This is a genomic window from Glutamicibacter sp. (assembly GCF_032154645.1).
Taxonomy (GTDB): Bacteria; Actinomycetota; Actinomycetes; order Actinomycetales; family Micrococcaceae; genus Glutamicibacter.
In genome coordinates, this window is sequence record NZ_JALDXV010000003.1 from 61,945 (window position 1) to 87,613 (window position 25,669).

Here is a 25,669-nt window from a genome sequence, read left to right on the forward strand (position 1 = left end):
GGGAATCATGGCAGGGCTGATCAAGCGTGAAGACATCGACGAGGTGCGCAACCGCACTGACCTGCGCGAGGTCGTCGAATCCTATGTCACGCTTAAATCTGCGGGCATCGGCTCCTACAAGGGGCTGTGCCCCTTCCACGACGAGCGCAGCCCGTCATTCCATATCCGCCCGCAGCTAGGCACCTTCCACTGCTTCGGCTGCGGCGAATCAGGCGACGTGATTGCCTTCGTGCAGAAGATGGACCATTCCGCCTTCACCGAGACGGTGGAGCTATTGGCGGCGCGGATCAACTACGAACTGCACTATGAAGACGGCGGGCCCGGCCCGAAGCGCGAAGACTACGGGAAACGTCAGCGCCTAGTCGACGCGCACAAAGTGGCCGAGGAATTCTTCCGCTCCCAGCTTGCCACGCAGGAAGGGGCCACCGCTCGCGAATTCCTGGAAGGCCGAGGCTTCGACGAGCAGGCAGTGGCCACCTTTGCCGTGGGCTACGCACCCAAAGGCTGGGACTCGCTGCTCAAACACCTGCGCTCCAAAGGATTCGTCGACGAGGAACTCAAACTAACCGGCATGTTTTCCGAGGGCAACCGGGGCATCTACGACCGCTTCCGTGGGCGGGTCATCTGGCCCATCCGCGACTTGTCATCGGCAACCATCGGTTTTGGTGCACGCAAACTCTACGACGACGACCAGGGCCCAAAGTACCTGAACACGCCCGAAACTCAGCTCTACAAGAAGTCCCAGGTGCTTTACGGTCTGGACCTTGCCAAGAAGCAGATTTCTAAAACCAGGCAGATCGTCGTGGTCGAAGGCTACACCGACGTGATGGCCTGCCACCTTGCTGGCATCACCACTGCCGTGGCAACCTGCGGCACCGCCTTCGGCACCGACCACATCAAAATATCTCGACGCCTGCTTCAAGACGACGGCACCGGCGGTGAAGTGATCTTTACCTTCGACGGGGACGCGGCAGGCCAAAAGGCTGCGCTGCGTGCCTTCGAGGAAGACCAGCGGTTCATTGCCCAGACCTATGTCTGCGTGGAACCGACCGGAGCGGACCCCTGCGACCTGAGGCTTCACCGGGGCGACGAGGCGGTACGCGAGCTGATCGAGCTCAAGCGACCGCTGTTTGAATTCGCGATCCGGGCGGAGCTGAAGAAATTTAATCTGGACACCGTCGAGGGCCGAGTCCAGGCACTGCGCCAAACGGCGCCGATCGTCGCGGCCATCCGGGATTCGGCAATCCGCCCTGCCTACTCCCGCGAGTTGGCCGGTTGGCTTGGAATGAACAACGAAGACGTCAACCGTTCGGTAGCAGCCTCCATCAAGCGCGCCAAGCTTCCACGCAATACGCCCAGTGAGCCAACCCCAGCCACCAACGGTGTTCATGAGACTCCTGCAACGCCGGCATTTGAGCGGCCAGACAGCCGCGACCCGGTGATGCGGCTGGAACGTCAGGCTCTGGAAGTGGTCATCCAGCAGCCGCAACGGCTGAACGATGAGCAATGGCAGGCGTTTTATGAGGCGCGGTTTATGGCTCCAGCACATGCAGCGGTCCACGACGGCATTGTCGCGGCCTCCACCGCTGGCGCGTCGGCAGCTTCCTGGGTTGAGGTGATCCGCGAGGAAGTTCCGGAGCAGTTACGCAGTTTCGTTTCGGAGCTTGCGGTATCGATCATCCCGGCCTCGGATGAGCACAACTTGACCCGGTATTGTTCGGACATCATTAACGGGCTGATTGAGCTTCAAATCACACACCGTAAAGCGGAGCTGATCGGCAGGTTGCAGCGAGCGGAAATGGATCCCGAGGGTGAGGAATACGCCCAGATCAACCGCGAATTAATGGAGCTGGAGATGCGACGGCGAATCCTGCGCGGGAACTAGGTCTAGGATTTTGCAAACGAGGATAACTCGGGTAAAGTTATATCTCGTTGCATTCCTCCATAGCTCAATTGGCAGAGCATTCGACTGTTAATCGAAGGGTTACTGGTTCAAGTCCAGTTGGAGGAGCCAAAGAGAATCTCCCAGCTGCTTTTAGTAGCTGGGAGATTTTGTTTTAGTCTTGTTTAGCAGCCCTCCGGCTGGGCAGCCGCGCCCCATAAGCGCTTGGATTCGAGATACCAGAAGTAGGCGAACAGGCTGATCTGATACCACTCGATAATGAATACAGTTTGTGCAACGCCGCTCCATTTGAGAATCGGCCATGCGACCAGTCCAGCTCCCATGAGATACAGCAGTGCGGCATAGTGGATGCGTTTGCCGCCGCTGGTGTCTTCAGCGCACAAGGTGCGGTGCCCAAGGTGGCTAGCAATAGCCACGCCCATCGAAGTGATCAGCAGGGCCGCAGCGCTGGTGTGTACCCATGCGAAATCATTTCCCTCAATAACCCTCCATATGACCAAGCCGAGAAATGCTGCAAGCAGCACCATGCAGCCAATACTTAAGTACTTGGTCCACGAGCTGAAGAGAAAATCGCCCTTTGGCCAACGGTTCGTTTTCATGCCAAGAATGACAAACACCAAACTGACGACAATGATTGCGATAATTCCAACGCGTACAGAAAGGATTAGCTTCTGCTGTGCAGCAAGATCTAACTGACTGAGCGTATTGCCTAGTTGCGTTGGTACTAACGCAATGAACATGGCGTAAAAACCAGCGAGGTTCAGTGAGATGTCTTCTAAGGGGGGACCAGAGTAGACCACAAGCAGCGCTCCAGTGGTGACCATCATAGCGACGAACAGGTCTCTGGCTGGCCCTAAATAATAGGAACTAATCGAATCTTCAATGCGGTGATTGACCGCCGCATAAACGATGATCGCCACAATCATGAGCAACGGTACGACAAGGAGCATCAACCGCACATAGCGCAGCGTATCTTGTCCATATGACGATCTGACCTCATGACTCATGATTGCATTCTGCATCGCTGGGCGCGTTGTAACGAAGAATCGACGGGTTTCGGCGCGTCGAATACCTGGTCAATCAACGTGGAGGTGACTCATTGGACGTGAATGACTGAGGCGCACCCAGGCGCCCGGGATCTTTGGCGCAAACAAAACGAGGAACGGGACGTAACCCCCCGTTCCTCGTGATGATTAGGCGCCAATTTTCTTGCGATAGATCACGATGGACGTGATCCATGCTGCGGCCATGAGGCCGACAAGCCACGCCAATGCGACCCAGATATTACTGCCGACGCTCTGGTCATTGAGCAGGGAGCGAATCGAATCAACAATGGCTGTAACCGGCTGGTTTTGCGCAAACCAGGCGACCGCTGGAGGCATCGATTCAGTGGGAACAAATGCGGAGCTAATAAAGGGGAGGAAGATCAGTGGATAGCTAAAAGCGCTGGCGCCATCCACCGTCTTCGCACTCAGACCTGCAACGACGGCGATCCAGGTCAAGGACAAGGTGGTGACTGCCAGAAGTCCGGCAACCGCCAACCAGGACAAATATGATGCTTCCGAACGGAATCCGCAGAGGAAAGCTACGCCCACGACAATCAGCAACGACGCCATATTCGCCACGAGTGATGTCAATACGTGCCCCCAAAGGATGCTTGATCGAGAGATTGGCATCGACTGGAGCCGCGGAATCAGTCCATCACTCAAGTCCAGAAATAGCCGATAGGAGGTATAGGCTACCCCGGAGGCGATGGTGATGATCAGAATACCCGGGAGCAGGTAATTGACATAAGGTTCCGTTCCGGAGGCTTGGATTGCACCGCCGAAAACGAAGACGAACAGTAGCATCATGGCAATCGGGGTAACGGCCGTCGTGATGATGGTGTCGGGGCTGCGCAAGATATGCCGCAGCGACCGGCCGGTGAGGATCTTGGTCTCTTGAAGTGCTGCCACGCTCATGGCTGGGCTCCTTCCGAAACGTTGGGGGATGAAACAAGGCTGAGGAAAATATCCTCGAGGGTTGCTTGCTGAACCACCTGCTCGATGTGTGGAGCCGGCATCAATTTGCGCAGATCTTCCAGCGTTCCCTCTTGGATGATCGTTCCTTCATGCAAGATCGCAATGCGATCTGCCAATTGCTCGGCCTCTTCCAGGTACTGGGTAGTGAGCAGTACTGTCGTGCCGGATTCTGCAAGAGACTTGATTGATTGCCAGGTTTGAATTCTTGCCTGTGGGTCAAGTCCAGTTGTCGGTTCATCAAGGATGACCATTGATGGATTGCCCACGAGGCTCATGGCAATGTCCAGCCTACGACGCATACCGCCGGAGTAGGTGGCGACTTTACGAGTTCCTGCATCGGTGAGATCGAACTGTTCAAGCAACTCGTCGGCGATTTTCTGCGGTTCGGGTTGCTTGCGCAGCCGCGCGATGAGTACGAGGTTTTCCCAGCCGGTCAGGACTGCGTCGGTAGCGGCGAACTGCCCTGTCAGACTCAACGATGCACGTACCTGTTGTGGCTCGGTGGAAACATCGAATCCATTGACTGTGGCGGTTCCGGAATCTGCGGGGAGCAAGGTACTCAGGATCTTGACGAGCGTGGTTTTACCGGCGCCGTTGGAACCGAGCAAGGCGTAGATGCTGCCAGAAGGGATCCGAAGATCCACTCCTTGCAGTACATCCAGATCTTTGAATGACTTATGGAGTGATTGAACTTCGACGGCGTTCATGGTTTCTGTCTTTCTGATTCGGTTTCTGCTCTATTGATGGACTCGATCAGGCGATTGCGTTCTTTGTCGATCCAGCGTTCTCCGCCGTAGGCTTTGGTGAATTCTTCGGCGAATTCCACTGGGTCGTCTGAAACGACTTCGCGGATCGGGGTTTGCTCAGCAGCCGCAGATTCGAAGAGATCTGCGAGGTCTGAGAGCATGTCGACGAGGATGTCTCCGTCGGTGACGCCACCCTGATAGAGGAAGTAGCGCTGCAACGCTGCTGCGGTCTCGGCGTACGGCTGGGGAAGTGCCTTCAGTCGAGCAACGCTTTGCTTGTACTGCTTCTTCTGTTCCAGGGATCCGGTGAGGGTTTCGATCCATTTGGCGGCCATGACTAATTTCCTTTGTTCTCGGTGCTTAGGTGGGGGAGGTTGTTGATGCGTTCAACGAGTTGGTTCCAGGTGCTCCAGAATTCCTCTAGTTCTCGTTGACCACTCGTATTCAGTGTGAAAACTTTTCGTGGAGGACCCTTTTCGGAAGCAACTTTTTCCACACTGACCAGTGACTTTCGTTCGATTCGCACTAGCAGTGCGTAGATCGTTCCTTCGGCAATGTCTGAAAATCCGCGATCACGAAGTTCGGCGGTAATTTCATAACCGTAGGCTGGACGTTCGGCGAGGATCGAGAGCACGATGCCTTCGAGCGTTCCTTTGAGCATCTCAGTCATCTGTGTTCCCATTTGATTCACCCCTTTCGCTACTAAGTGTTATTGAGTACAACTAGATAGTAGAACTAGGTACCACTATTTAGCAACACTTAGTACTGACCTTTTTTGAAAAACATTGAAGCATCGGGCTCCGACAAGGGAAAATCTCGTGAAAAAAATTAAGGTGCTCGGCGGGTAACAGCTAACTTGAGCGGAGGGAAGCGGAACGAGAATGGCACTTCATGGATGGGGAACGTGTACGACTTGATGAACTATTGGCATCAGTGGAAGCTTAAAATTGGTCAGCCCCGAGTCTTTGCCGCAACAGGACGGTGCCAAGGAACGGAGGTGCATCCCAAAGTTGCCTCCCGACGGGCACGATGCCGTGGCTGGTGAATATGACTAGATCCAGCTTCGGTACCGACCTGCGCAATCAGAGCCTACTGACATGTCAACTCGGTCGATCCGAATGGCAAACTTTGCGAGCGCATCAAGATACTGTGGAAATCGCATGGAGCCGCTGGGACCAAGATCTGGCTTGTCGGGAGAGAACATTTATCCACCGGCAAGACATTGCCCGCGCCGTAATAAGAAAGTTAGAGCCGGATCAAAACGCTGTATTGCTAGTTGCTGAATTCCTCGAGGCTACGGATTTTGCAGTCAACAGCATTTCAACGATCAGATCGGTATCTTCGGAGGTAAATGACTGCGACTTTGTCGGAGGATGGGCCCGGTAGTCCGCGGTGCATTGTTGGACCTGGTCATGGCGATAACTGGACTGCGGCAGGGCCTCGGGGAACATCCTGGATATGGCGTTGGTCTACTTTTTGAAGCAAGAAATAGAACCCCGTGCCGTTTGTCCACAAATGAACATATGGCACGGGGTTCTATTAATTCAGAGATAATTGACGCGATCTATCAACTTGGCACTACCGCAACAGCCAACGGATTATCTAGATCTCCTGCATAGAGCAGGCCGCCCGACTGGTCGCTGAGATCAAGCATTTGCTGATTGTTCCGCAGCTGTAGCCGATTGAGACATGACAAGGGGAAGCTTTCTGTAAACAGACCAAGTTCATCGAAATGCTCAGTGAATTCTGGATGATCTGCTCGGTAGGAAATCAGGGACTCAGCGACTGTAGCCCAGAATGATTCTTCCGAGAGCACTCCTTCGACGTCGAGCAACGGGGCAAGGAACCTGAAGAACGAATCGAAGATGTCCGTAAACACGGACAGCACCGGATCGCCGCCAGTGCGTACGCGTCTAATCTGGTCGGGAAGCTCAACCCTGTCCGAAAGTACGGCGATCTCCTCGCCTAAGTCCTTGAGCAGAACGCGCTGAACAGCGCCATCCTTCAACACCATAATGACGTTTTCACCATGCGGCATGAAAACGAGATCATAGGCCGCCAGACAGTGAACCAGCGGAACTAGGTAAGCATCAAGGTACTGTCGCAGCCAAATCTCAGGCGCGAGGCCACTGCTCCTGATAAGGGCAGCCGCAAAAGATTTGCCGTGGGCATCAACATGCAGAAGGCTCGCCATCGTCGCAAGCCGTTCGTCCTCCTCAAGCGTGCCAATGGGGGACTCACGCCACAGCGCTGCGAGCATCTTGCGTTGGGCAGCCTTGGCGTCGGTTGCAGCTTCGAATTGTGGATTTCGGTATCCCACCGCCGCGATTTCACGCAGTAGCGATACCGGCTTGGCTCGAAGCACCGGATCGTTGTCGAAGAGTCCACCCAGCCACTGATTAATAGCCGGGGTCACCTTCATATATTCAGCACTCAGGCCGCGCATGAAGCCCATATTGAGGATCGACATAGCGGTCTTAACGTAGTGTCGCTCGGGGCGGTCAAGATTGAAGAAGGTGCGGATAGACTGCTGCGCCTGATAATGGTCAGACGTACAGCCCAACCAAACCAGCTGTTTTCGAGCGATGTCGTTGGCGAAGGTCACCGAAAGTCGATTCTCCCATTGCCATGGATGCACCGGAAGCAGCACGTAGTCAGAAGAATTGAACTCGGTGCCGACGAGTGCTGTGCCGAGTACCTGATCGAATCGTTCACGGTCAAATGGGCTCAGTTCGTCGGACAACAGCGTTTCATAGTCCAGGGAATCGATGGCGTCGAATTGTGCTCGTGATTGGTGAGCAGCAACCCACCCCAACTGCAGCGCCGAACCGGTTTCCGGCGCGTACCGCAGGTAATCGTTGCGTCCAAGACCCATGCGGCCGTTGTTGGCAACGAAACATGGATGTCCTTCCGTCATCGAGGATTCGACGCGCTGGAATGACTCGGCGGGAGTGCCAGTGAATGCTGCCAATTGGGCACTCGTGTAAGTCGAGTGAAGTTGCTTATAGCAGTGGCTGCTCAGGGTGGAGGACAACTCCTCCAGATAGGTTGGCAACTGAGCCTCCGATAGGGTCAATTCGGAGTGAAACAGCGTCACGAAGTCTAGTACGTCGATTTCTGCGGCAGACCATGAACCCTGCTCGTAGACCTCATGGCGAAGACTTGTGGGATCAACCAGCCAGTGATTCAACCGGAATCGGCGTGCTGTGAATAGGTATCGGTGGTGGTCCTTGTGGACGCTGAACTCGTTGTTTCCATGTTCTGCGGGGTTAAGCAGTCGTTCATGGCTGAATTCCGCTAGCGCCTTGGCGAGGACGTGGCGGTTGGCAACCGCCCAACGTTGCGGTGAAAGGTGCGTCGCCGTGGAAGCAGAGCTGGTTGCACGTTCAAACTCGGCACGAGTGAGGATAGAGAGCAACGCATTCTTTACCGAGCCATCATGCTCGTTCAGTCGCACAGGTCCGACCGGCCGGAATCCTACGCGTGAATTCAATGCCTGAATTGCTTTATTGCGAATATCGGGTTCAACAACGATCCGTTCTACCGCCGGGTCGGCGAATGCGTGGCGAACAGCGGCGGTCATCGCCTTGAGAGTAAACCCTGGTTTCGGTTCCGCTGACTTAGGGGAGAGGAAATGCAGTCCCCGGTCGCCCGAAACATAGGCGTAGCGGCCGGCTAGGGGTGAGCCTGCTGGGTCGTAGAGTTCGATAAGAAACTGTTCCACACCATCGGAAACGCCAAGGAGAACTTCATAACCCACTGTTTGCTGTAGTTGTAAATACTCGGTGAGAACTTCATCTGCCGTTGCAGTTGGCATACCCCAGAACGCTGCACGTTCTGTGGCAATCCAAGAATGCAGCAATGAGGTATCAGCTGGAAGGGAAATTGGACGAAATGAGAAAGTCATAGGTAATTCCTAAACGGTGCTGGAAGCGGAAGTCGGCAGGCGGTCAAGCGCGGCGGCGCCAAATCGTTGGAAAGCGATGCGCTCTTCTACTGGGTAGGCAACCGATGCCGTGATCCGGTTTAGGAGGACGGAGTTGCGGTAGGCGCCCATGCCTAGATCTGGCGCCGTGAAGCCGTGGGTGTGCAGTTCTGCATTCTGGACGAAAACGTCGTTGAAAACGCCAATCGAATAGTCTCGATCAACGTTGAATCTGCCGTCGGGCAGGAATTTGAGTCGGTCGTGGATACCTTCAAGGAATGAAGGTATCTCCGCTCGATATCCTGTCGCTAAAACTAGGTTGTCGGTGCCGAACTGCAAATTTTCGTTGGTTCGTTCATGCAGGAGGGTGACCTGAAGTGCACCGTCGGAACTGTCAATCGCTTGCGCGGAACATCCGGTCCGCAGATGCACATTGGCGGCGCCTTTGATGCTTCGCTGATATAGCTCCTCGTGAATCTCGTTGATTAAATCTGCATTGATGCCTTTGTAGAGTCCCTTTTGTTCGGACGAGAGCCGATCGCGGACTTCCTGCGGCATTGAATGGAAATGATCAATGTACTCAGGCGAAGTCATTTCCAACGTGAGTTTGGTGTATTCCAAAGGGAAAAAGCGTTCTGAACGTGTGGCCCACACGAGGTGGTCTTCTTCCGGAAGGCTCCGCAGTAGGTCGAGAAATACTTCCGCCGCGCTTTGGCCGCTGCCGATGACCGTCGTGACTTGCGGGCGACCGCGATCTGCCGCAATGAGTTTGTCGCGATTGAACATATAGGCGCTAGTATGAATAACTTCATTCGCTGCTGAATCGGAAACGATCTGTGGGATGAACGGCTGAGTTCCGGTACCAATGACCAATTTGTCTGCTGTGAATTCGGTGATGCCAGTGTCGGTGAGAACCGACAGCTGATACCTGCCATCACTGTAGCTGGTACTCAAAACCTGATGGTTGAACCGGACGCTGTCCAATGCTTCAGCTGCCCACGCAAGGTAGTTGCTGTACTCCTGGCGCAGAGCGTAGAAGTCTTCTCGAATATAGAAAGGGTAGATCCGATCCTGATTCTTGAGATAGTTCAAGAATGAGTAACGGTTCGTTGGATCAGCCATCGTTACCAGATCTGCCATGAATGGGACTTGGAGATGGGTTCCTGGCAGCATCATTCCCGGATGCCATATGAAGTGCTCTTTAGCCTCCAACACAGCCACCCTTAGATTGGGCAACGGTTCCGCTAGTGCGGCGAAGCCAAGGTTGAATGGTCCTGCACCGATTGCAATGACGTCAAAGTGTTTCATAGGTTAGCTCCGGTGGTTCGTTCGTTGAGGATTTCCTGCCCCACTCGGCAGATGGCATCGAGGATTCGAGAGATGTCGTTCAAAGTGGTGTTTGGGTTCAGAAGGGTGAGTTTCAGCAACCGCTGTCCGTTGACCGTGGTGGCAGCTATCATGGCTTCTCCGCTGGAGTGCAGCCTCTTACGAATCAAATTAATGAAGTCGTTTGCTTCCTGCTGTGAATATCCAAGTTCACTCACCGAATAGCCGAATACAAGCGTGCTGAGCTGAACAGGCGCTACCAAGAACAGATCGTCCCGGACAGCTATTTCACTTTCAGCCATTTCCGCGAGGGAAATTACCTGGTCGAACATTGTGCCTAGGGCCTGGGCGCCGATGGTTCGCAACGTGACCCAAAGTTTCAGGGCGTCGAATCGACGTGTGGTCTGTAATGACTTGTCGACCTGGTTGGTACTCTGTGCGGCCTGGTCTCGTGGGTTGAGATAGTCCGAGTAGTGAATGATCGACTGAAAATTATCCGCGTCTCGTACCACTAACGCACTGGAGCCGATGGGCTGGAAGAACGATTTATGGAAGTCGAGGGTGACCGAGTCAGCGAGTTCAATTCCCGCTAACCGGCTACGATGTGCCTGCGAAATCAGTAGACCGCATCCATATGCGGCATCAACATGCAGCCATGTGCCGGCCGCGTCAGCAAGGTTTCGAAGATCAGTGAGAGGATCGATCGCGCCAAAATCCGTGGTTCCGGCCGTCGCGCTTATTGCCATCGGTACAAGGCCGGCAGCCGCATCAACCTCCAGCTGTTGTCGCAGCGCATTGGTATCCATGCGGTGAAGGAAATCAGTTTTGATGGAAACTGCGGCTTCGGCACCCAACCCTAGAAGCATTGCAGCATTGCGGATCGAAAAATGGGCGTCTTCGGAGCAGTAGATCCGCAGCTTGCTCAACCTTTCAGGAAAGCTCCCGGCCAGTCGTGCTGCGGCGCAGTTACGGGCAATGAGCATCGCCTGCAAATTCGATTGCGTTCCACCAGAGGTGAAGATTCCGTCAGCTGCCTTCGAATCGAAACCGATCAGTTCAGCGCTGAACTCAATCAGTTTGCGTTCGATCAAAGTTGCACCGGCGCTTTGGTCGAAAGTGTCCATCGACGTATTAATACTGGTTACAAGTGCCTCGGCAGCTACGGCGGGAATTACTACAGGGCAGTTCAGGTGTGCTGCATAACTTGGATCGTGGAAGTAAATGGCATCTCGAAGATATAGCTCATTGAGTTCTACCAACGCTGCGTCCAGCGCACCTAATGGCTTGTCGAAGTTTACTGCCTCAACGGCTGGGAGTAGGTCTGACGCCGTTGCCCCCGAGGTCGGACTCGTGACCTGAGCCAGATGAGATGCTACATGCTGCAGCGCTTGAACACTTTGTTCAGTGAATTCATCGGTGGTCTGTGAATTCAGCAGCGACGGGAATGCAACTGAGGGGCGGGACATTGTGTCCTGAAAAGTCGCAGTGGGGATACCCAAGGGCATGCTCCTTGATCTAAGATCGGCTATTGTTTGGTCAGGCTCACCTAACAGAAACCATTAACAACACAAGATAATTAGTTAATGCAAGCCGACTAACCAAGTTTTCGAACTATAACCTCGATTAGGGTTTGGAGGGGTGAAGCGGAAGCGACTCATGGATTAATGGCTTGACTAGCGGATTATTGAATTTGAAGTGAAGGTTTCTGGAGACTTTGAAAAAAGTCATACCGAAGGACCAGTACGTGATAATTCGTAGAATTGGATGACGATAATGTTGATCGATTAGAGGTTGGAAGGTGATAGGTTTCGATCCAACGGAATCGGAGGGCGAAAAGTTGAGGGTGTTTGACGCGCAAAAGAGCTTGGTAGCTTCAAATGCTGCCGACGCAGCTGGTCGCGGTCTCTATGAGTTCACGCTCGAAATGCTGTTCGTTGTCACCCTCAGTGCGTCAGCTTTTCAGATGGGGATGCTCAATGCGCTCGGCTCAGTAGCATTCGTGGCTGCAACGATCCCCGCCGGCTACCTCGTAGATCGTGCTGGTGCGGTGAAAATATTGCGGCTAGGGCTCGGTGCCAAAGTTGCACTCCTCGCATCCCTGTTGGTCTTGGACGCCACCGGAACGCTGAATATTCCAGTGGCGCTGACCCTGGCCACTCTTATGGGAGCCTGTAATGTCTTTGGGGAAACCTCCCAAGTATCAGCAGTTCCCGAAGTTGACCGGGAAGGGCATTCAATCGGTCGGCTCATTGCTCGACTCGCGGCAACTGATCAAGCGCTAGCTATCGTGATTCCTGCGATTGCAGGGACCCTGTTTACGCTGTTTGGGTCGGTGCCGATGCTCGGTGCTAGTTTGACCATCGCATTATCAGCGCTGGGGTTGGCCTTTACCCTCAGCAGGGCTAGGACAAGCACTGAATATGCTGAAAAGCCCGCCCCGGTCAGACCGCGTGGCAATACAACAGTATTCGGTGGTATGAGCTACCTATTTGGTCATCGATCACTGCTTGCGCTTACCTTCGCCACGATGTTCTGCAACTTAGGACTTGCGATTGGATCATCGGTTGAAGCACTTTTTGTCATTAACGAACTTGAACTCGGTGCCCAAGGGTATGGGCTCTATGCCGCAGTCGGCGGAGTAGGAGGTTTAATCGGGGCTGCGATTTCAACTCAACTTGCCCAGCGATACACACCGTCACAACTAGCGCTCCCCAGCATGCTGGGCCAAATAGTATTTTCTTCTTGTGTGCTCTTGGCAAACTACACGAGCCGTGAATGGGCCATCGCTCTATTGACGTTACATGCATTCGGCTGGGGGATCGTTCTGCTTATTTTCAACATCGCGATCTCGACGTGGGTGGTCGAAATTACTCCAGAAGACTTGCTTGGGCGCGTGCTGAGCGCTCGCCGACTTTTCACTTTTGGCGTGGTGCCATTAGGAGGGGTGGTGGGTGGTTTCATCGGCACCCAATTCGGGATCCAAGCAGCACTCGCCGCATGGGTAGGAGCAACGTGTTTAGGCTTATTGTGCTTCGTTGTCTTGCGACCGCGGCTAACGATTCTTCGTGACATGGAACCTCGCGAGCCAGTGGCAGAATAATAGCCGGTAGTCTGGAAACACATCCATTACCAACCAAAGGCCGTTCAGCACGTGAAACTTGTTATCGACGCCAGATACACCCGAATTACACATCATGATGGCATCAGTCGATACACCGCTGGCCTTATTGAGGCGGTGAAAAGCAAAGCGGACGTCACCATGCTGATCAATGATGAACGTCAACTGAACCTATTGCCGGATGTTCCATATCTAAAGGTCACTTCGTCGACAAGTGTTCTGGAGCCATTGGTTGCTCTTCAGGTCAATAAATTGAGACCTGACGTTGTTTTTTCTCCTATGCAAACAATGGGTACCCTTGGCCGCAAATATCAGGTGATCCTGACCTTGCATGACCTGATTTATTATTCGCACCCCCACGCCCCGAAATTCCTGCCAGCTCCAATTCGATGGGGATGGTTCCTATTCCATCAGGTGTATTGGCCGCAGAGACTGTTGTTGAATCGTGCGAACGCTGTGGCGACGGTGTCCGAGACGACGGCACGTTTGATGCGCAAGCATCGTTTGACTCGCCGACATATTGGATTGGTGTCGAACGCGCCCAGCGGATCGTTCCAGCGTCGAAATCAAGAGCTGAAGCCTAAGAAAACCCTGCTCTACATGGGCTCATTTATGGAATACAAAAATGTAGAGACAGTTATCGCGGCTATGCAGGACCTTCCGGAGTTTGAGCTACATCTGCTCAGTGCAATCGCTCCTCAACGTAAATCCGAACTTGAGAAAATTGTCCCGGCAAACGCAAATGTCGTATTCCATAATGGCGTCAGCGACCAAGAGTATGAAGAACTGCTGAGTGAATGCACTGCCCTGGTGACATTGTCGCGTGAGGAGGGCTATGGATTACCGCTAGTTGAAGCTATGAGCATGGGAACTCCTGTCGTGGTGACCGACATGCCCATTTTCCGTGAGGTAGCTTCCGAGAGCGCCCTGTACTCATCGCCGGATAGTCCACGCGAATTTGCGGACAAGATTCGTATATTGGCTGACTCGGCAACGTGGCAAGACTATTCCCGGCGGGCAATTGAGCGAGCATCCTATTATTCGTGGGAACGCTCGGCAGACCAACTTTTAAACCTCGCGAAATATGTGATAGATCACAAATGATTGAAGGTTGATTTTTGCTTTTGCGGAGTCGTTTACGCAGTTAAAACCCCTAGAGAATCATGGGATGAGGCCGGTTCTTGCGGCCGGACTCAAGGATTTGAATATCGCAGTTGGCTAGTGCTAAGGTATTACACGTTGCATTCCTCCATAGCTCAATTGGCAGAGCATTCGACTGTTAATCGAAGGGTTACTGGTTCAAGTCCAGTTGGAGGAGCCAAGGGAATCTCCCGGACACTGATAGTGGCCGGGAGATTCGTTTATTCTCATGATGCCTTATTCTGCATTCTGTGCTGCGAGCAGTTTTTAGTAGATGTCGCCGATGTGGCCCAGCGAAGTCTCCTTACTTCAATTAATGCGGAAGGGGGTTGAAGTTGGGCTTCTCTGCTCGGTGACTTAATTTGATCTCTCATTGACGGTGACCATCGTCGTTCTCAGATCTTTCGTATTAAGGTGCGGTAGAAGCTTGACGCCTACGGTTTGGCCCATAGAGCGTAGTCTTCGCCTACAAAAAGCGAAAGCTGTCATTCTCCGATTTTGATTCATGCGAAAATGACGATAGATTTTTACCTGTATTCCTCCATAGCTCAATTGGCAGAGCATTCGACTGTTAATCGAAGGGTTACTGGTTCAAGTCCAGTTGGAGGAGCCAAATGAACTTCCCAATTGCGTTCTGCGATTGGGAAGTTTTCTTTTTGCCGTTTCGTGCTTGGAATCACTAGTCAGATCCCGTGGAAATTTGTACACCTCTTAGAGTCCTGGCCGATCAGACGATAGACTTTCGATTCGAGAAGAGATACACCCATGGCATGAGACGAAGCTGTGGGTTTTACGCCTGAAGACTGAGTCGTCGAGTGCAACGCGGATGCTAGCGTAAGTTGTACCGGTTGCCCGGCGATCAAGAATATGGAGAAGCCATGTCTGAAGCTGAACCGACACAAACTGATGAAAGTTTGACGTCGAGCGTCAAGAGCGCCAAAGAGCAGGTCATTGGACTCAAAGAGCTAGTTCCGCAGCAGATTTCGGACGAAATTAAGCTGGCGACGACCTTGCTCAAGAGCAAGGGAATCAGCCTTGGTGTTGCCGCGGCACTGGCCGTTGGCGCACTTCTGGTAGTTCTGCTTGTAGTGATCGCCGTGGTAGTTACTCTCGTCAACGTGCTGATGATCTGGCTGCCGGGCTGGGCCGCAGGTTTGATCGTCACCGGATTCTTCTTGCTGATTGCTTTGATCCTCGGATTGGTCGGCTACAGAAAGATTAAGAAGGCAATGCCTTTGACGCCGGATGCTGCAATTCGAGGTTTGCGCCATGATATCGGCGTTCTGAAGGAAGGCAGCAGTTTCGACGTCAGCTCGCTTGATGAGCCCTTGCGCAAGAAGCCAGAAGAAACAGACTCCAAGGCCGGTAAGCCTAAGGAGCCTAAGGCACCAGCTCCGACCGCAGATGAACTGATTCTGCGCACCAAGCGCCGCCGCCGCCAGATTCAGGCCCTGCGCGACAACTTGGGAGAAAGCGTTCAGGTTCCACTGGCCAAGATTGATAAGATCCGGCACTTTACGGAATCAGCCGGCGACAAAGTACGAGGCGCCGCAGCGAAGGTCCGCAGCTTCGTAAGTCCAGCGTCTTCAGATTCTGAAGATCAATCGGAGGCTGACAGGGCTAGTGCCGAGCGCATTGAGAAGGCTAAGCCATTCGTAATAATTGCAGGATCGGTAGTGGCATTGGCGGCCATTATTCGAAAACTCGCCAAACGTTCCTAGGCTTTTTGCCACGGTTGGTTTTCCAACCCAAAATTAGTATGACTCTAAGGCCAGAAAGGCACTGACATGGTTTGGATCGCTATTTTAGCGGCACTATGTAGTGCCTTTTGCCTTGCCTTTGGTGCGCACTTCCAGGCAATGGCAGTGCGAAATTCTGTCGATGGCCTAGACCTCAAATTGGGCAACGTAGGAAAACTTGTTACCAATGGCCGATGGATGAGTGGATTGCTACTCATGATTCTCGGCATGGGCCTGAACGTTTTCGCGTTGGCCAACGCACCATTGACCGTCGTCCAGCCCATTGGAGCAATAGCGCTGGTCATTACCGCCTTGGTCAATGCCAAGGAAACCAATATGACCCTGAACAAACCGACCATTCTGGCTATTGTCAGCTGCATGATTGGGTCGGTTGGCTTTGTGCTATTGGCAATTATGGTTACCAACGACGATCAGACGATGACGGAGGAAGAAGCACACCTCGTCGAATTAATTCTGGCCTTCGTCGTTGCAGCTGTCGGCGTTGTCGCCGCAATCTTCCACAAAAAGCTTGGGGCGTTCTTCTATATCGTCTCGGCGGGCGTACTCTTCGGCTTTGTGGCGGTCTTGGTGCGAATGATCGCTGTAACGGTGCTGCACGTCGAAGAGTCGACTATCAGCAGTATTCCTTGGTTGGCCTTCATATCGGTGGCGGTCGCGGGCCTGCTAGGTTCCTACTTCGTGCAGAAAGCCTACTCAAAGGGCCCTCCAGACCTAGTGATCGCGGGCCTGACAGTCATTGACCCCATCGTCGGAATTGCGATCGGTGTGACGATTCTCGGCGAGCTGCGTCCCGATGTTCCGCTACTCGTGTCGGCTGCCATGGTTGTTTCTGGAGTGCTTGCGATTATCGGCGTTGTTGCCCTCTCTAGGCATCATCCTGACGTCGTGGAACGAAAAGCAAAACTCGCGACCGACGAAGCGCGTGAGCAGCAGTAATACACCCCGAAATGTGCACTCTTGCACGACAACAAAAGTACATGTGAAGAACAATAAAGGATGCTTGTGGCCAAGGAAAAACCGCTGACCATCGTCATCGCTGCCGATACCTATCCACCAGATGTCAACGGTGCGGCAATGTTCTGCTACCGACTCGCAACTGCAATGCACGCACGTGGCCACCGCGTTCATGTTTTAGCAGTTCGAGGCGAGGCCGGCGACACCTACACTGAGGTGCGCGACGAAGCAATTGTTCATCGTTTGAAGTCGCACTCGGTGCCAACCCACGAGTACTTCAGAATTGTCTTTCCCTGGGAAGTCAACCGCAAAATCGACAAGCTGCTGGCTGAAATTAAGCCGGATGTGGTCCATGCGCAGAGCCATTACATGATCGGTCAAGAAACTTTAGCTTGGGCACGAAAGAACAACGTGCGTTCGATAGCGACAAATCACTTCATGCCGGAAAATCTAGATCCTTTTCTCCCATTTCCTGTGTGGTTCAAGAAAATTGTTGCGCGCAATTCATGGAAAGACATGGGCAAGATTTTCGGTAAGGCCGATGCGGTGACCACGCCGACGCCTTTGGCAGCTAAGGCAATGAGAGAGCGAGCCAAGCTGAAAAACGTCATGCCATTGTCTAATGGTATTGAGGTTGGCAACTATGAACTTGGCGAGGGCGAGAGCATCAGCAAAAATGAGGCGCCGACCATTCTCTTTGCCGGGCGCCTAGCTGTGGAGAAGAATGTCAACGAACTGATTGAAGCACTGTCCTTGATGACCAGTGTTCCTGAGGCGATCTTGGAAATCGTTGGTGGCGGTGAACAGCGCAAACCATTGGAAAAGATCGTTGCTGAACATCGCTTGGAATCCAGGGTTAGATTCCTCGGACACATCTCGGACGATGAACTTCGCCAGGCCTACCTGCGCTGCGATGTTTTTTGCCAACCAGGTACTGCAGAACTTCAGTCGCTTGTCACCTTGGAAGCTCTATCGGCCTCAAAACCAGTTGTCCTTGCCAATGCGATGGCATTGCCGCATTTGGTGGATGAGGGAGTCAACGGATACATGTTCGCCCCCGGCGACCGCCATGATCTAGCCGCAAAACTCGACAAGGTATTGAGCATGGATCAAGCAAGCCGCGCAAAGTTTGGGGACGCCGGACACCGCAAGGTTATGAACCACGCTCAAGACAAGACCATGGACGCATTCGAGGCGCTGTACCGCGGCGAAAGTGTCAGCACTCACTAGTCTTGCAGTCGGTCACGCAGTGTCCGACTCTGCGTTTTGTCAGATGATGCCATAGAATATTTCGAGTGTGCACTGGCGAATTAGTTATTGCACATTGAGCGGGGAGTTAGCTCAGTTGGTTAGAGCAGGGGACTCATAATCCCTTGGTCGTCGGTTCAAGTCCGTCACTCCCTACCCAGGAAGATCGCCTGGCGACCTGTGAAAACAGGACGCTGGGCGATTTTTGTTTCTGGCTATGCGTTCTTTCGCCGTAGATCTTGTTTCGGGCACCGAATCCAGTACGATCCCGAAGTCGGCCTATACAAATCGAGTTTTGTAATTTCTAGACGACGCTGGTGACGCATATCGCTCAAATTTTTCTTTAGTTGGTCTGAACGTTTCCGATGCGGCGTTTCAAAATATGTGATCTATGACTCTGCGGTAGGTAGATTTTGTCATGGTTGACGCCAGTGAACAGATGAATGTGCGGGGTGCTTGTAGGTATGACTCGTGGATGCGCCGTTATGAACTATTGCTATTGCGGTGAACGCTACAAAAGTGATCAAACTGGTTAATTCCATCGATGAACTGATGTTTCGCGTGAAATTCCGGGGAATTAGTTTCTTTTCAGACAAAAAATTGACTCATGGGTCTGGCATGAACAGCTCAGTAATTTTCAACTTGTAGTTTGCCAAGGAATGCACGCAAGCATCGAGCAGTAGCGTGACGCCGTCGAATGAATTCGGGGTGCGGCCGTCGATTAGGCTTATAAGAAAAATCTAAATGTGGAAGGAATAGAACGATTCTCTCGTCTATTTTCCGAAAAGCGCGCCCGGTAACCATTGGATTAGAGGTTTGCCTCGTTGTCGTGGCGATCCTCATGATCACATGGATCGACACTCCGACAGGTCTGGACTTAAAGGTCTACCGTGAAGGTGGACTTGCGCTACTCAACAACCCATCGTCGCTTTACGACCCAATTCTCGGACCGGTCAACGATCCAGGGTTGCCTTTCACATACCCTCCATTTGCCGCGTTGATCTTTATTCCAACCGCGGTATTGCCGTTCAAGTTGTCGTTGTTGTTGGCCACGGTGGCGTCGCTGATGGTGACAGTATTCGTAAGCCACGATTTGGCCCAGCGCATCGGCACTCGTTGGACACAATTGGCACCATATTTCACGACGCTCACCCTCAGTGCCGTCATGGTCATTTCAGGGCCGTTCAGGGACACTCTTTGGTTTGGTCAGATCAACATCCTGATCCTCGGGGCATGCTACTTAACTTTCGTTAGGTTCAAATCATTGACCCCGTTTGCGATTGCCGTTGGTATTTTTGCTGGCATCAAGCTCACCCCCATTGCCTTCCTGATCTTGCCGTTGGCAATGAAACAGTGGAGGGTCATGTTTATCGGGATTGCTTCCTTCCTTGGAACGCAGGCAATTGGCCTGCTGATCTCAACGCAAAACACGATTCATTATTGGACCGAAGTGCTTCGAGACCCTACGCGCGTAGGAGATCTGAGCTTCCTAGACAACATTTCCCTGCAGGCAGTACTTGATCGATTCGGCTTTTCACAGGGCGTCTGGTTTGTCGTTGCTCTGGCGATTGGCCTCTCGTTCATCGCATTGCTCTGGAAGCTTGCGCCTGTCGTTGACCGTGCGGCGCTAATTGGCGTAGCTTCCGCATGCCCGCTGCTGGTGTCTCCGGTTAGTTGGTCTCATCATTGGGTGTGGTGGCCGGTAATCGCTTATGGCTGGGTGTGTGTTGCCGGAGTTCTTGCTAGTCCGTGGCGCAACATTGTGGTGGCCGCCACCGCAGTGTCCAGCATCGCACTAGTAGTCGCGCCAAAGTACCTGGTCAATCTTGTTGGCATTTATCCTGGTGGCCCCCTGCCGTTGTGGGCCTATGTCATTCCGACCATTCCCGTTCTTGCGAATATCGTGTGCCTGTATATTTCGTTCGGAACAATCAAGACCAATGCGCCTGCCAAGTCCACCGAGGTTCTGGTTTGAAACGCTGCAAATGCCCGTGAATATTTCTCCCTGCTTGCCTGCCGAGCGGGGAGAATTTTCTTTCCAGCTAGTTCAGTGGCAGCAAGATCGATGGCCGTAGGTCTTTGATGAGCAAGGCCGGATCAATGTATTCGCCGTTTAATCGGACGCCCCAGTGGATGCAGCGCTGTGAACAGTGTGCGCCGTTGGCCACGGTTCCGATCTTGGCGCCTGCTTCGATCCATGCGCCAACCTCCAGGTCGCTGGCGGCAGGTTCAATGCTTGTCTTGAAGCCAGCACCGTGGTCGATCACGATGACGGGCCGGTCAACGACTGTCGACCTGAACGTTACTCGTCCCCGATGAGGGGCAAGGACCTCGTCGCCCTCATCGGCTGCCAGATCTATGCCTCGATGCCCTGCCGCCCAACGTTGTTCAGGCTTGTCAAAGGGATCCAAAATTTTTGGTTCTCCTTTCACCGGCCAACGCCAGCCAGCTGACTCGGTGAGCCTGCCCGGCACCGACTGGGGGAGTGCTGGCGTGGGCGTCGAGGCAGCACTACTTCCTGCGCCAAGGAGGAAGACCTGGATCAGGGCTAGAACAAGTTGTCTTTTCATAGCTCCACGGTGTGGTGGTTTCCAGTGCAAAGGACCCGAAAAGTCGCCGGTTGTGGGCAACCCGAGTGGAGCTAGATCACCTTGCATCGGGTGATGCTGCTCAGTATTGGTGTAGTACACTTGAGATTGCAGTTTTCTTATACAGCCATGTCCAAAATGGGCTGGTTTCATCGGAAAATTGACTTCGCGTACGAGCTTTTCCGCCCCCAGTGGTGGAAACCGGTTGTTCCAGTGGTCCGAGAGAATCGGTGGACGCCGGGCAGGATGCCAAGCATTCCGGGGTTTGTACTAGGGCGGATGAACACAATGTTGATCTGCAACAACCCAAACAACTAGGGCAGTTACCGCGGGCGTTCGCGCGCCCGGTCCGCTACTGCTGAAAGGAGTTGCGACATGCCAGTCGTAACCATGCGAGAGCTGCTGAACAGCGGCGTCCACTTCGGCCACCAGACCCGTCGCTGGAACCCAAAGATGAAGCGCTTCATCCTGACCGAGCGCAACGGCATCTACATCATCGACCTGCAGCAGTCGCTGTCGTTCATCGACCGCGCCTACGACTTCGTCAAGCAGACCGTTGCACACGGCGGCTCGATCCTGTTCGTCGGTACCAAGAAGCAGGCTCAGGAAGCAATTGCTGAGCAGGCTAACCGCGTTGGCCAGCCATACGTGAACCAGCGCTGGCTCGGCGGTATGCTGACCAACTTCCAGACCGTTTCCAAGCGCGTTCAGCGCATGAAGGAACTGGAAGAGATCAACTTCGACGATGTTGCCGGTTCGGGCCACACCAAGAAGGAACTGCTGCTGCTCAAGCGCGAGCTGACCAAGCTGCAGAACAACCTCGGTGGTATCCGCAACCTGACCCGCACCCCATCGGCAATCTGGATCGTTGACACCAAGAAGGAACACCTGGCAATCGACGAAGCTCAGAAGCTGGGCATCCCTGTTGTCGCCATCCTGGACACCAACTGCGATCCAGACGAAGTTACCTACCCAATTCCAGGTAACGACGACGCAATCCGCTCCGTCAACCTGCTTACCCGCGTTGTTGCTGACGCTGTGGCCGAAGGCCTCATCGCCAAGAACAACAAGGCTGCAGGCAAGACCGAGGGCGCCGCTGAGCCACTGGCTGAGTGGGAGCGCGAACTGCTTGAGGGCGAGAAGGCCAAGGACGAGGCAGCTGCCGAGACCGAGGCTCCAGAAGCCAAGTAGTCACTTTGTTGACTCTCGGAGTTTGCCTGCAGGCGCTAACCTGCCTATAGGTTCACTCCAAACTCTCGTGGGACGGGTTGGTGATCCGACCCGTCCCACGGGCAAACTAACTTGAAAACTCCTAGCTGAATGGGATTGCACGTGGCAAACTACACCGCTGCTGATATCAAGGCACTGCGCGAGCGCACCGGCGCCGGCATGATGGACGTTAAGAAGGCTCTGGACGAGGCCAACGGCGACGCCGAGAAGGCCATCGAGATCATTCGCGTCAAGGGCCTGAAGGGCGCTACCAAGCGCGAAGGCCGTTCGACCGCTGAAGGCCTGGTTGCCGCCAAGGTCGACGGCAAGGTCGGCGTCATGATCGAGATCAACTGCGAGACCGACTTCGTTGCCAAGAACGACAAGTTCATCTCCCTGGCAAACAAGGTTCTGGACGCAGCTGTTGCATCCGGCGCTGCAGACGTTGAGGCTCTGCTGGCATTCGAGGTTGACGGCAAAACCGTTGGCGACACCGTCATCGAAGAGGGCGCAATCCTCGGCGAGAAGGTTGTTGTCCGCCGCGTATCCCGCGTCGAGGGCGAGCACGTTGCTGCTTACCTGCACAAGACCAGCAAGGACCTGCCTGCTCAGGTTGGCGTACTGCTGGCCGTTGACTCGGCTTCGGAAGCTGCAGCAGCAATCGCACACGACGTTGCCGTGCACACCGCCGCAATGGCTCCAACCTACCTGACCCGCGACGAGGTTCCAGCTGACAAGGTTGCCGACGAGCGCCGCATCGCTGACGAGACCGCTCGCGCAGAGGGCAAGCCAGAGGCTGCACTGACCAAGATCGTTGAAGGCCGCCTGACCGGCTTCTTCAAGGAGATCGTCCTGGTTGACCAGGCTTTCGCCAAGGATGCCAAGAAGTCTGTTGGCGCAGTTCTGGAAGAAGCTGGCACCAAGCCAGTAGCTTTCGCACGCTTCCGCGTTGGCGCCTAAGCATTACGCTTAAGCATCAGCTGACTAAAGCACTTCGCAGCGTCTAAGCACGCTGCACCAAAGAAAAGGGAGGTGAGCACCGAGCACAACTCGGTGGCTCACCTCCCTTTTCTTGAGCCCGAATCCCTTGGTAGTTTAGGATTCGGATCGATTCGAACACCATAGAATTACGACTTGCAGGAGTTAGACCCCATGTCAACCAGCCCAGAAACCAGACGACGCCGCGTACTGCTCAAGCTTTCAGGAGAGGTCTTCGGCGGAGGCAAGGTGGGCGTCGACCCCAAGACCGTGCGCGGCATTGCCGAACAGATCGCCGCAACCGTCGGCGAGGTCGAGGTGGCGATCGTCGTCGGCGGCGGCAACTTCTTCCGCGGGGCCGAGCTGTCGGCTTCCGGCATGGACCGCTCCCGCGCAGACTACATGGGGATGCTGGGCACCGTCATGAACTGCCTGGCGCTGCAGGACTTCCTGGAACAGTGCGGCGTTGAAACCCGCGTGCAGTCGGCCATCGCCATGGCCCAGGTCGCCGAGAACTACATCCCACGCCGCGCCATCCGCCACATGGAAAAGGACCGCGTGGTCATCTTCGGCGCCGGCGCAGGCCTGCCATACTTCTCCACCGACACCGTCGCTGCCCAGCGTGCACTGGAAGTTGACGCCGATGAAGTGCTGATGGCCAAGTCGGGTGTGGACGGCGTATACACTGCCGACCCGAAGACCGACCCAACCGCTACCAAGCTGGATACCCTGACCTACACCGAGGCGCTGGTCAAGAACATCCGCGTGATGGACCAGACCGCCATGACCATGTGCAAGGACAACAAGCTGGACATGCTGGTCTTCGGCATGGAAGGCGAAGGCAACGTGTCTCGCGCCATCCGCGGCGAGCGAATCGGCACCACCGTCACCGCATAAGCGGTGAACGTGGCATAGGATTGTTCTAGATTTATTTTCCCTTGGTGGAAACAGCAAATACGTACTTGAGGAGTACCGGTGATTGACGAAACATTGGCGGAAACCGCCGAAAAGATGGACCGCACCATTGAGGCAGCCAAGGAGGACTTCGCGACGATCCGCACCGGTCGCGCTCACCCGGGCATGTACTCGAAGGTCATGGTTGACTACTATGGTTCGCCAACCCCGCTGCAGCAGCTGGCATCTTTCGCAGTGCCAGAGGCCCGCACCATCACCATCACCCCATTCGACGTCACCGCGCTGCGTGAAATCGAAAAGGCCCTGGGTGACCCGGAGGTGGGCGCCAACCCATCCTCCGATGGCAAGATGATCCGCGTGGTCCTGCCGGTGCTGACCGAGGAACGCCGCAAGGAATACGTCAAGCTGGCACGCGCCAAGGGCGAAGACGCCCGCGTGGCCCTGCGCAACCACCGTCGCAAGACCAAGGACGCCATTGACAAGCTGGTCAAGGACGGCGAAATCGGCGAGGACGACGGCAACCGCGCAGAAAAGGACCTGGACGCGCTGACCAAGAAGCACGTCGAGGCAGTGGACGAGATCCTGAAGAACAAAGAAGCTGAGCTGCTGGAAGTCTAATGTCAGGCTCCACAGATCACACTGAGGGCACGGCTTCGGCGGTGCCCTCAGTGGCATCCGCGCAAGGCCCGCCCTTGACTCGGCGGGAAGCTCGTGCACTGCGCGAGGCGCAGGAGAAGGCCGCCAAACGCGGCGGCGTGTCCGGAAAGAAGCCGCAGGAGGCGGCCCCCGAGGCCGTTGTCCCCGCAGCAACGGTTGCCGACGAGGCCAGCGCTGAGACTGCCCCGGAACCGACGCCGGCCACGGTTGCGGTGCCGGTGAATCCGGCAGCCGTCGAGGTCTCCGCGCAGCCGGTTCAGGACCAGCCCAAGACCTCGCGTGCAGGACGCAACCTTCCGGCGGCCATCGCCGTGGGCGCGGTGCTGCTCGGTGTGGTGCTCGGCGGGCTGTTCTGGTTTGAACCGCTGCTGGTCTTCCTGGTCGTGGTGCTCTCCGGCATTGGCTGCTGGGAAGTCGCCCGGGCCACCACCCATGCCAAGACCAGCGTGCCGATGCTCCCGCTCTTCGTGGCTTCGGCGCTCATGCCGATCAGCGCGGTCTGGGGCGGGCTTGAGGCGCTCGGTTTCAGCTATCTCATCTGCCTGCTGATCACTCTGATCTTCCGGCTCATGGAGGGGCTGAAGGGCGCCGCGGCCTCGGTGATGAGCAGCGTGTTCATTATCAGCTGGATTCCGCTACTGCTCTCCTTCGCGTTGCTGATCCTCGACGAGCCGCGTGGACAGTGGATGATTGCCATCATTCTGCTCCTCGCGGTCAGCAACGACACCTTCGGCTATATCGTCGGCGTCCTGTTCGGCAAGCATCCGATGGCGCCGAAGATCTCACCCAAGAAATCTTGGGAAGGCTTCGCCGGCTCCATGCTCGGCTCCATGCTCGTTGGAGCCCTGGCCATGTACTTCTGGATGGACATGCCATGGTGGACCGGAGTGATCCTCGCGTTCTTCACCACCATCGCCGCCACCACCGGCGACTTCTCCGAATCAATGGTCAAGCGCGAACTTGGCATCAAGGACATGAGCAACCTTCTGCCGGGCCACGGCGGCATCATGGACCGGCTCGACTCGATCCTCTTTGTCATCCCGCTGGGCTACCTGATTTCGCACCTGCTCTCCTGGAGCCTCTCGCTGGGCTGATGCCGGCGCCGCTCACTGAGATCATTGTGACCAGTTGCCAAGGCGACGGTGTGGCCATTGAGCATCAGATAGTCAAAACCCATAGAA

General features: G+C 54.6%; 21 protein-coding genes and 4 tRNA genes. 16 read left to right on the plus strand and 9 right to left on the minus strand.

Going from position 1 to position 25,669, the window contains the following annotated elements; all coding sequences use genetic code 11:
- Positions 1-7 precede the first annotated feature (7 nt).
- Complete coding sequence (gene dnaG, locus RUH64_RS04115) at positions 8-1,885, plus strand: DNA primase (protein ID WP_313811517.1); 1,878 nt, start codon at positions 8-10, stop codon at positions 1,883-1,885.
- 53 nt (positions 1,886-1,938) lie between these two features.
- Positions 1,939-2,014 (plus strand) — tRNA-Asn (locus tag RUH64_RS04120).
- Between the two features lie 53 nt (positions 2,015-2,067).
- Here the strand turns inward: RUH64_RS04120 and RUH64_RS04125 are convergent.
- The 8 genes from RUH64_RS04125 to RUH64_RS04160 all read right to left on the minus strand — a co-directional run bounded on the left by RUH64_RS04125 (position 2,068) and on the right by RUH64_RS04160 (position 11,426).
- A complete protein-coding gene (locus RUH64_RS04125; RefSeq protein WP_313811518.1) occupies positions 2,068-2,910 on the minus strand; it encodes a hypothetical protein in 843 nt (280 codons plus the stop codon).
- Positions 2,911-3,096: 186 nt separating this feature from the next.
- Positions 3,097-3,864: an ABC transporter permease gene (locus RUH64_RS04130; protein WP_313811519.1), complete on the minus strand. Its 768-nt coding sequence runs from the start codon at positions 3,862-3,864 to the stop codon at positions 3,097-3,099.
- Positions 3,861-4,631 (minus strand): ATP-binding cassette domain-containing protein, encoded by a 771-nt coding sequence (locus RUH64_RS04135; protein WP_313811520.1) that lies wholly within the window; start codon positions 4,629-4,631, stop codon positions 3,861-3,863. The genes RUH64_RS04130 and RUH64_RS04135 overlap by 4 nt, the downstream gene beginning before the upstream one ends.
- Positions 4,628-5,005 (minus strand): DUF1048 domain-containing protein, encoded by a 378-nt coding sequence (locus RUH64_RS04140; protein ID WP_313811521.1) that lies wholly within the window; start codon positions 5,003-5,005, stop codon positions 4,628-4,630. The genes RUH64_RS04135 and RUH64_RS04140 overlap by 4 nt, the downstream gene beginning before the upstream one ends.
- A 2-nt stretch (positions 5,006-5,007) precedes the next feature.
- Positions 5,008-5,352: a PadR family transcriptional regulator gene (locus tag RUH64_RS04145; protein ID WP_313811522.1), complete on the minus strand. Its 345-nt coding sequence runs from the start codon at positions 5,350-5,352 to the stop codon at positions 5,008-5,010.
- An 885-nt stretch (positions 5,353-6,237) separates the two neighbouring features.
- The gene (locus tag RUH64_RS04150; protein WP_313811523.1) at positions 6,238-8,577 is read right to left on the minus strand and encodes a GNAT family N-acetyltransferase; all 2,340 of its coding nucleotides are present in this window, start codon (positions 8,575-8,577) and stop codon (positions 6,238-6,240) included.
- A 9-nt stretch (positions 8,578-8,586) separates the two neighbouring features.
- Positions 8,587-9,903, minus strand: a complete 1,317-nt coding sequence (locus RUH64_RS04155; RefSeq protein WP_313811524.1) for a SidA/IucD/PvdA family monooxygenase — start codon at positions 9,901-9,903, stop codon at positions 8,587-8,589.
- Complete coding sequence (locus RUH64_RS04160) at positions 9,900-11,426, minus strand: pyridoxal phosphate-dependent decarboxylase family protein (RefSeq protein WP_396275982.1); 1,527 nt, start codon at positions 11,424-11,426, stop codon at positions 9,900-9,902. Before RUH64_RS04160 ends, RUH64_RS04155 begins: the two co-directional genes overlap by 4 nt.
- A gap of 293 nt (positions 11,427-11,719) precedes the next feature.
- Here RUH64_RS04160 and RUH64_RS04165 point away from each other — a divergent pair, with 293 nt between their 5' ends.
- The 9 genes from RUH64_RS04165 to RUH64_RS04205 all read left to right on the plus strand — a co-directional run bounded on the left by RUH64_RS04165 (position 11,720) and on the right by RUH64_RS04205 (position 20,116).
- A complete protein-coding gene (locus tag RUH64_RS04165; protein WP_313811526.1) occupies positions 11,720-13,021 on the plus strand; it encodes an MFS transporter in 1,302 nt (433 codons plus the stop codon).
- A gap of 51 nt (positions 13,022-13,072) precedes the next feature.
- The gene (locus RUH64_RS04170; protein ID WP_313811527.1) at positions 13,073-14,143 is read left to right on the plus strand and encodes a glycosyltransferase family 1 protein; all 1,071 of its coding nucleotides are present in this window, start codon (positions 13,073-13,075) and stop codon (positions 14,141-14,143) included.
- A gap of 141 nt (positions 14,144-14,284) precedes the next feature.
- A tRNA-Asn gene (locus RUH64_RS04175) sits at positions 14,285-14,360 on the plus strand.
- A 356-nt stretch (positions 14,361-14,716) separates the two neighbouring features.
- A tRNA-Asn gene (locus RUH64_RS04180) sits at positions 14,717-14,792 on the plus strand.
- A gap of 265 nt (positions 14,793-15,057) precedes the next feature.
- Entirely contained in the window at positions 15,058-15,900 is an 843-nt protein-coding gene (locus tag RUH64_RS04185; protein ID WP_313811528.1) for a phage holin family protein, read from the plus strand.
- A gap of 66 nt (positions 15,901-15,966) precedes the next feature.
- Complete coding sequence (locus tag RUH64_RS04190) at positions 15,967-16,875, plus strand: DMT family transporter (RefSeq protein WP_313811529.1); 909 nt, start codon at positions 15,967-15,969, stop codon at positions 16,873-16,875.
- Positions 16,876-16,935: 60 nt separating this feature from the next.
- Positions 16,936-18,123: a glycosyltransferase gene (locus tag RUH64_RS04195; protein ID WP_313811530.1), complete on the plus strand. Its 1,188-nt coding sequence runs from the start codon at positions 16,936-16,938 to the stop codon at positions 18,121-18,123.
- Positions 18,124-18,223: 100 nt separating this feature from the next.
- A tRNA-Ile gene (locus tag RUH64_RS04200) sits at positions 18,224-18,297 on the plus strand.
- Between the two features lie 673 nt (positions 18,298-18,970).
- Positions 18,971-20,116, plus strand: coding sequence for a glycosyltransferase 87 family protein (locus RUH64_RS04205; RefSeq protein WP_313811532.1), 1,146 nt, complete (start codon positions 18,971-18,973; stop codon positions 20,114-20,116).
- A 67-nt stretch (positions 20,117-20,183) separates the two neighbouring features.
- Here RUH64_RS04205 and RUH64_RS04210 read toward each other — a convergent pair whose 3' ends face one another.
- Positions 20,184-20,711 (minus strand): M23 family metallopeptidase, encoded by a 528-nt coding sequence (locus RUH64_RS04210; protein ID WP_313811534.1) that lies wholly within the window; start codon positions 20,709-20,711, stop codon positions 20,184-20,186.
- A 393-nt stretch (positions 20,712-21,104) separates the two neighbouring features.
- Between RUH64_RS04210 and rpsB the strand changes: the two genes are divergently transcribed.
- From rpsB to RUH64_RS04235, 5 genes are all read left to right on the plus strand, one after another.
- Positions 21,105-21,920: a 30S ribosomal protein S2 gene (gene rpsB / locus RUH64_RS04215; protein ID WP_313811536.1), complete on the plus strand. Its 816-nt coding sequence runs from the start codon at positions 21,105-21,107 to the stop codon at positions 21,918-21,920.
- A 141-nt stretch (positions 21,921-22,061) separates the two neighbouring features.
- Positions 22,062-22,898 (plus strand): translation elongation factor Ts, encoded by an 837-nt coding sequence (gene tsf / locus RUH64_RS04220; RefSeq protein WP_313811538.1) that lies wholly within the window; start codon positions 22,062-22,064, stop codon positions 22,896-22,898.
- A gap of 192 nt (positions 22,899-23,090) precedes the next feature.
- On the plus strand, positions 23,091-23,813 hold the full coding sequence (gene pyrH, locus RUH64_RS04225; protein WP_313811540.1) for a UMP kinase: 723 nt from the start codon (positions 23,091-23,093) through the stop codon (positions 23,811-23,813).
- A gap of 78 nt (positions 23,814-23,891) precedes the next feature.
- Positions 23,892-24,449: a ribosome recycling factor gene (frr, locus tag RUH64_RS04230; protein ID WP_313811542.1), complete on the plus strand. Its 558-nt coding sequence runs from the start codon at positions 23,892-23,894 to the stop codon at positions 24,447-24,449.
- A 74-nt stretch (positions 24,450-24,523) separates the two neighbouring features.
- Complete coding sequence (locus RUH64_RS04235) at positions 24,524-25,582, plus strand: phosphatidate cytidylyltransferase (RefSeq protein ID WP_313811544.1); 1,059 nt, start codon at positions 24,524-24,526, stop codon at positions 25,580-25,582.
- Positions 25,583-25,669: the final 87 nt, after the last annotated feature.

Coding starts and splice junctions, on each gene's coding strand:
- RUH64_RS04130 (WP_313811519.1), bottom strand. CDS start 3,864: ATGAGCGTGGCAGCACTTCAAGAGACCAAGATCCTCACCGGCCGGTCG.
- rpsB (WP_313811536.1), top strand. CDS start 21,105: ATGCCAGTCGTAACCATGCGAGAGCTGCTGAACAGCGGCGTCCACTTC.
- RUH64_RS04140 (WP_313811521.1), bottom strand. CDS start 5,005: ATGGCCGCCAAATGGATCGAAACCCTCACCGGATCCCTGGAACAGAAG.
- RUH64_RS04135 (WP_313811520.1), bottom strand. CDS start 4,631: ATGAACGCCGTCGAAGTTCAATCACTCCATAAGTCATTCAAAGATCTG.
- RUH64_RS04155 (WP_313811524.1), bottom strand. CDS start 9,903: ATGAAACACTTTGACGTCATTGCAATCGGTGCAGGACCATTCAACCTT.
- RUH64_RS04210 (WP_313811534.1), bottom strand. CDS start 20,711: ATGAAAAGACAACTTGTTCTAGCCCTGATCCAGGTCTTCCTCCTTGGC.
- RUH64_RS04195 (WP_313811530.1), top strand. CDS start 16,936: ATGCTTGTGGCCAAGGAAAAACCGCTGACCATCGTCATCGCTGCCGAT.
- RUH64_RS04125 (WP_313811518.1), bottom strand. CDS start 2,910: ATGAGTCATGAGGTCAGATCGTCATATGGACAAGATACGCTGCGCTAT.
- dnaG (WP_313811517.1), top strand. CDS start 8: ATGGCAGGGCTGATCAAGCGTGAAGACATCGACGAGGTGCGCAACCGC.
- RUH64_RS04150 (WP_313811523.1), bottom strand. CDS start 8,577: ATGACTTTCTCATTTCGTCCAATTTCCCTTCCAGCTGATACCTCATTG.
- RUH64_RS04145 (WP_313811522.1), bottom strand. CDS start 5,352: ATGGGAACACAGATGACTGAGATGCTCAAAGGAACGCTCGAAGGCATC.
- RUH64_RS04190 (WP_313811529.1), top strand. CDS start 15,967: ATGGTTTGGATCGCTATTTTAGCGGCACTATGTAGTGCCTTTTGCCTT.
- pyrH (WP_313811540.1), top strand. CDS start 23,091: ATGTCAACCAGCCCAGAAACCAGACGACGCCGCGTACTGCTCAAGCTT.
- RUH64_RS04185 (WP_313811528.1), top strand. CDS start 15,058: ATGTCTGAAGCTGAACCGACACAAACTGATGAAAGTTTGACGTCGAGC.
- RUH64_RS04160 (WP_396275982.1), bottom strand. CDS start 11,426: ATGCCCTTGGGTATCCCCACTGCGACTTTTCAGGACACAATGTCCCGC.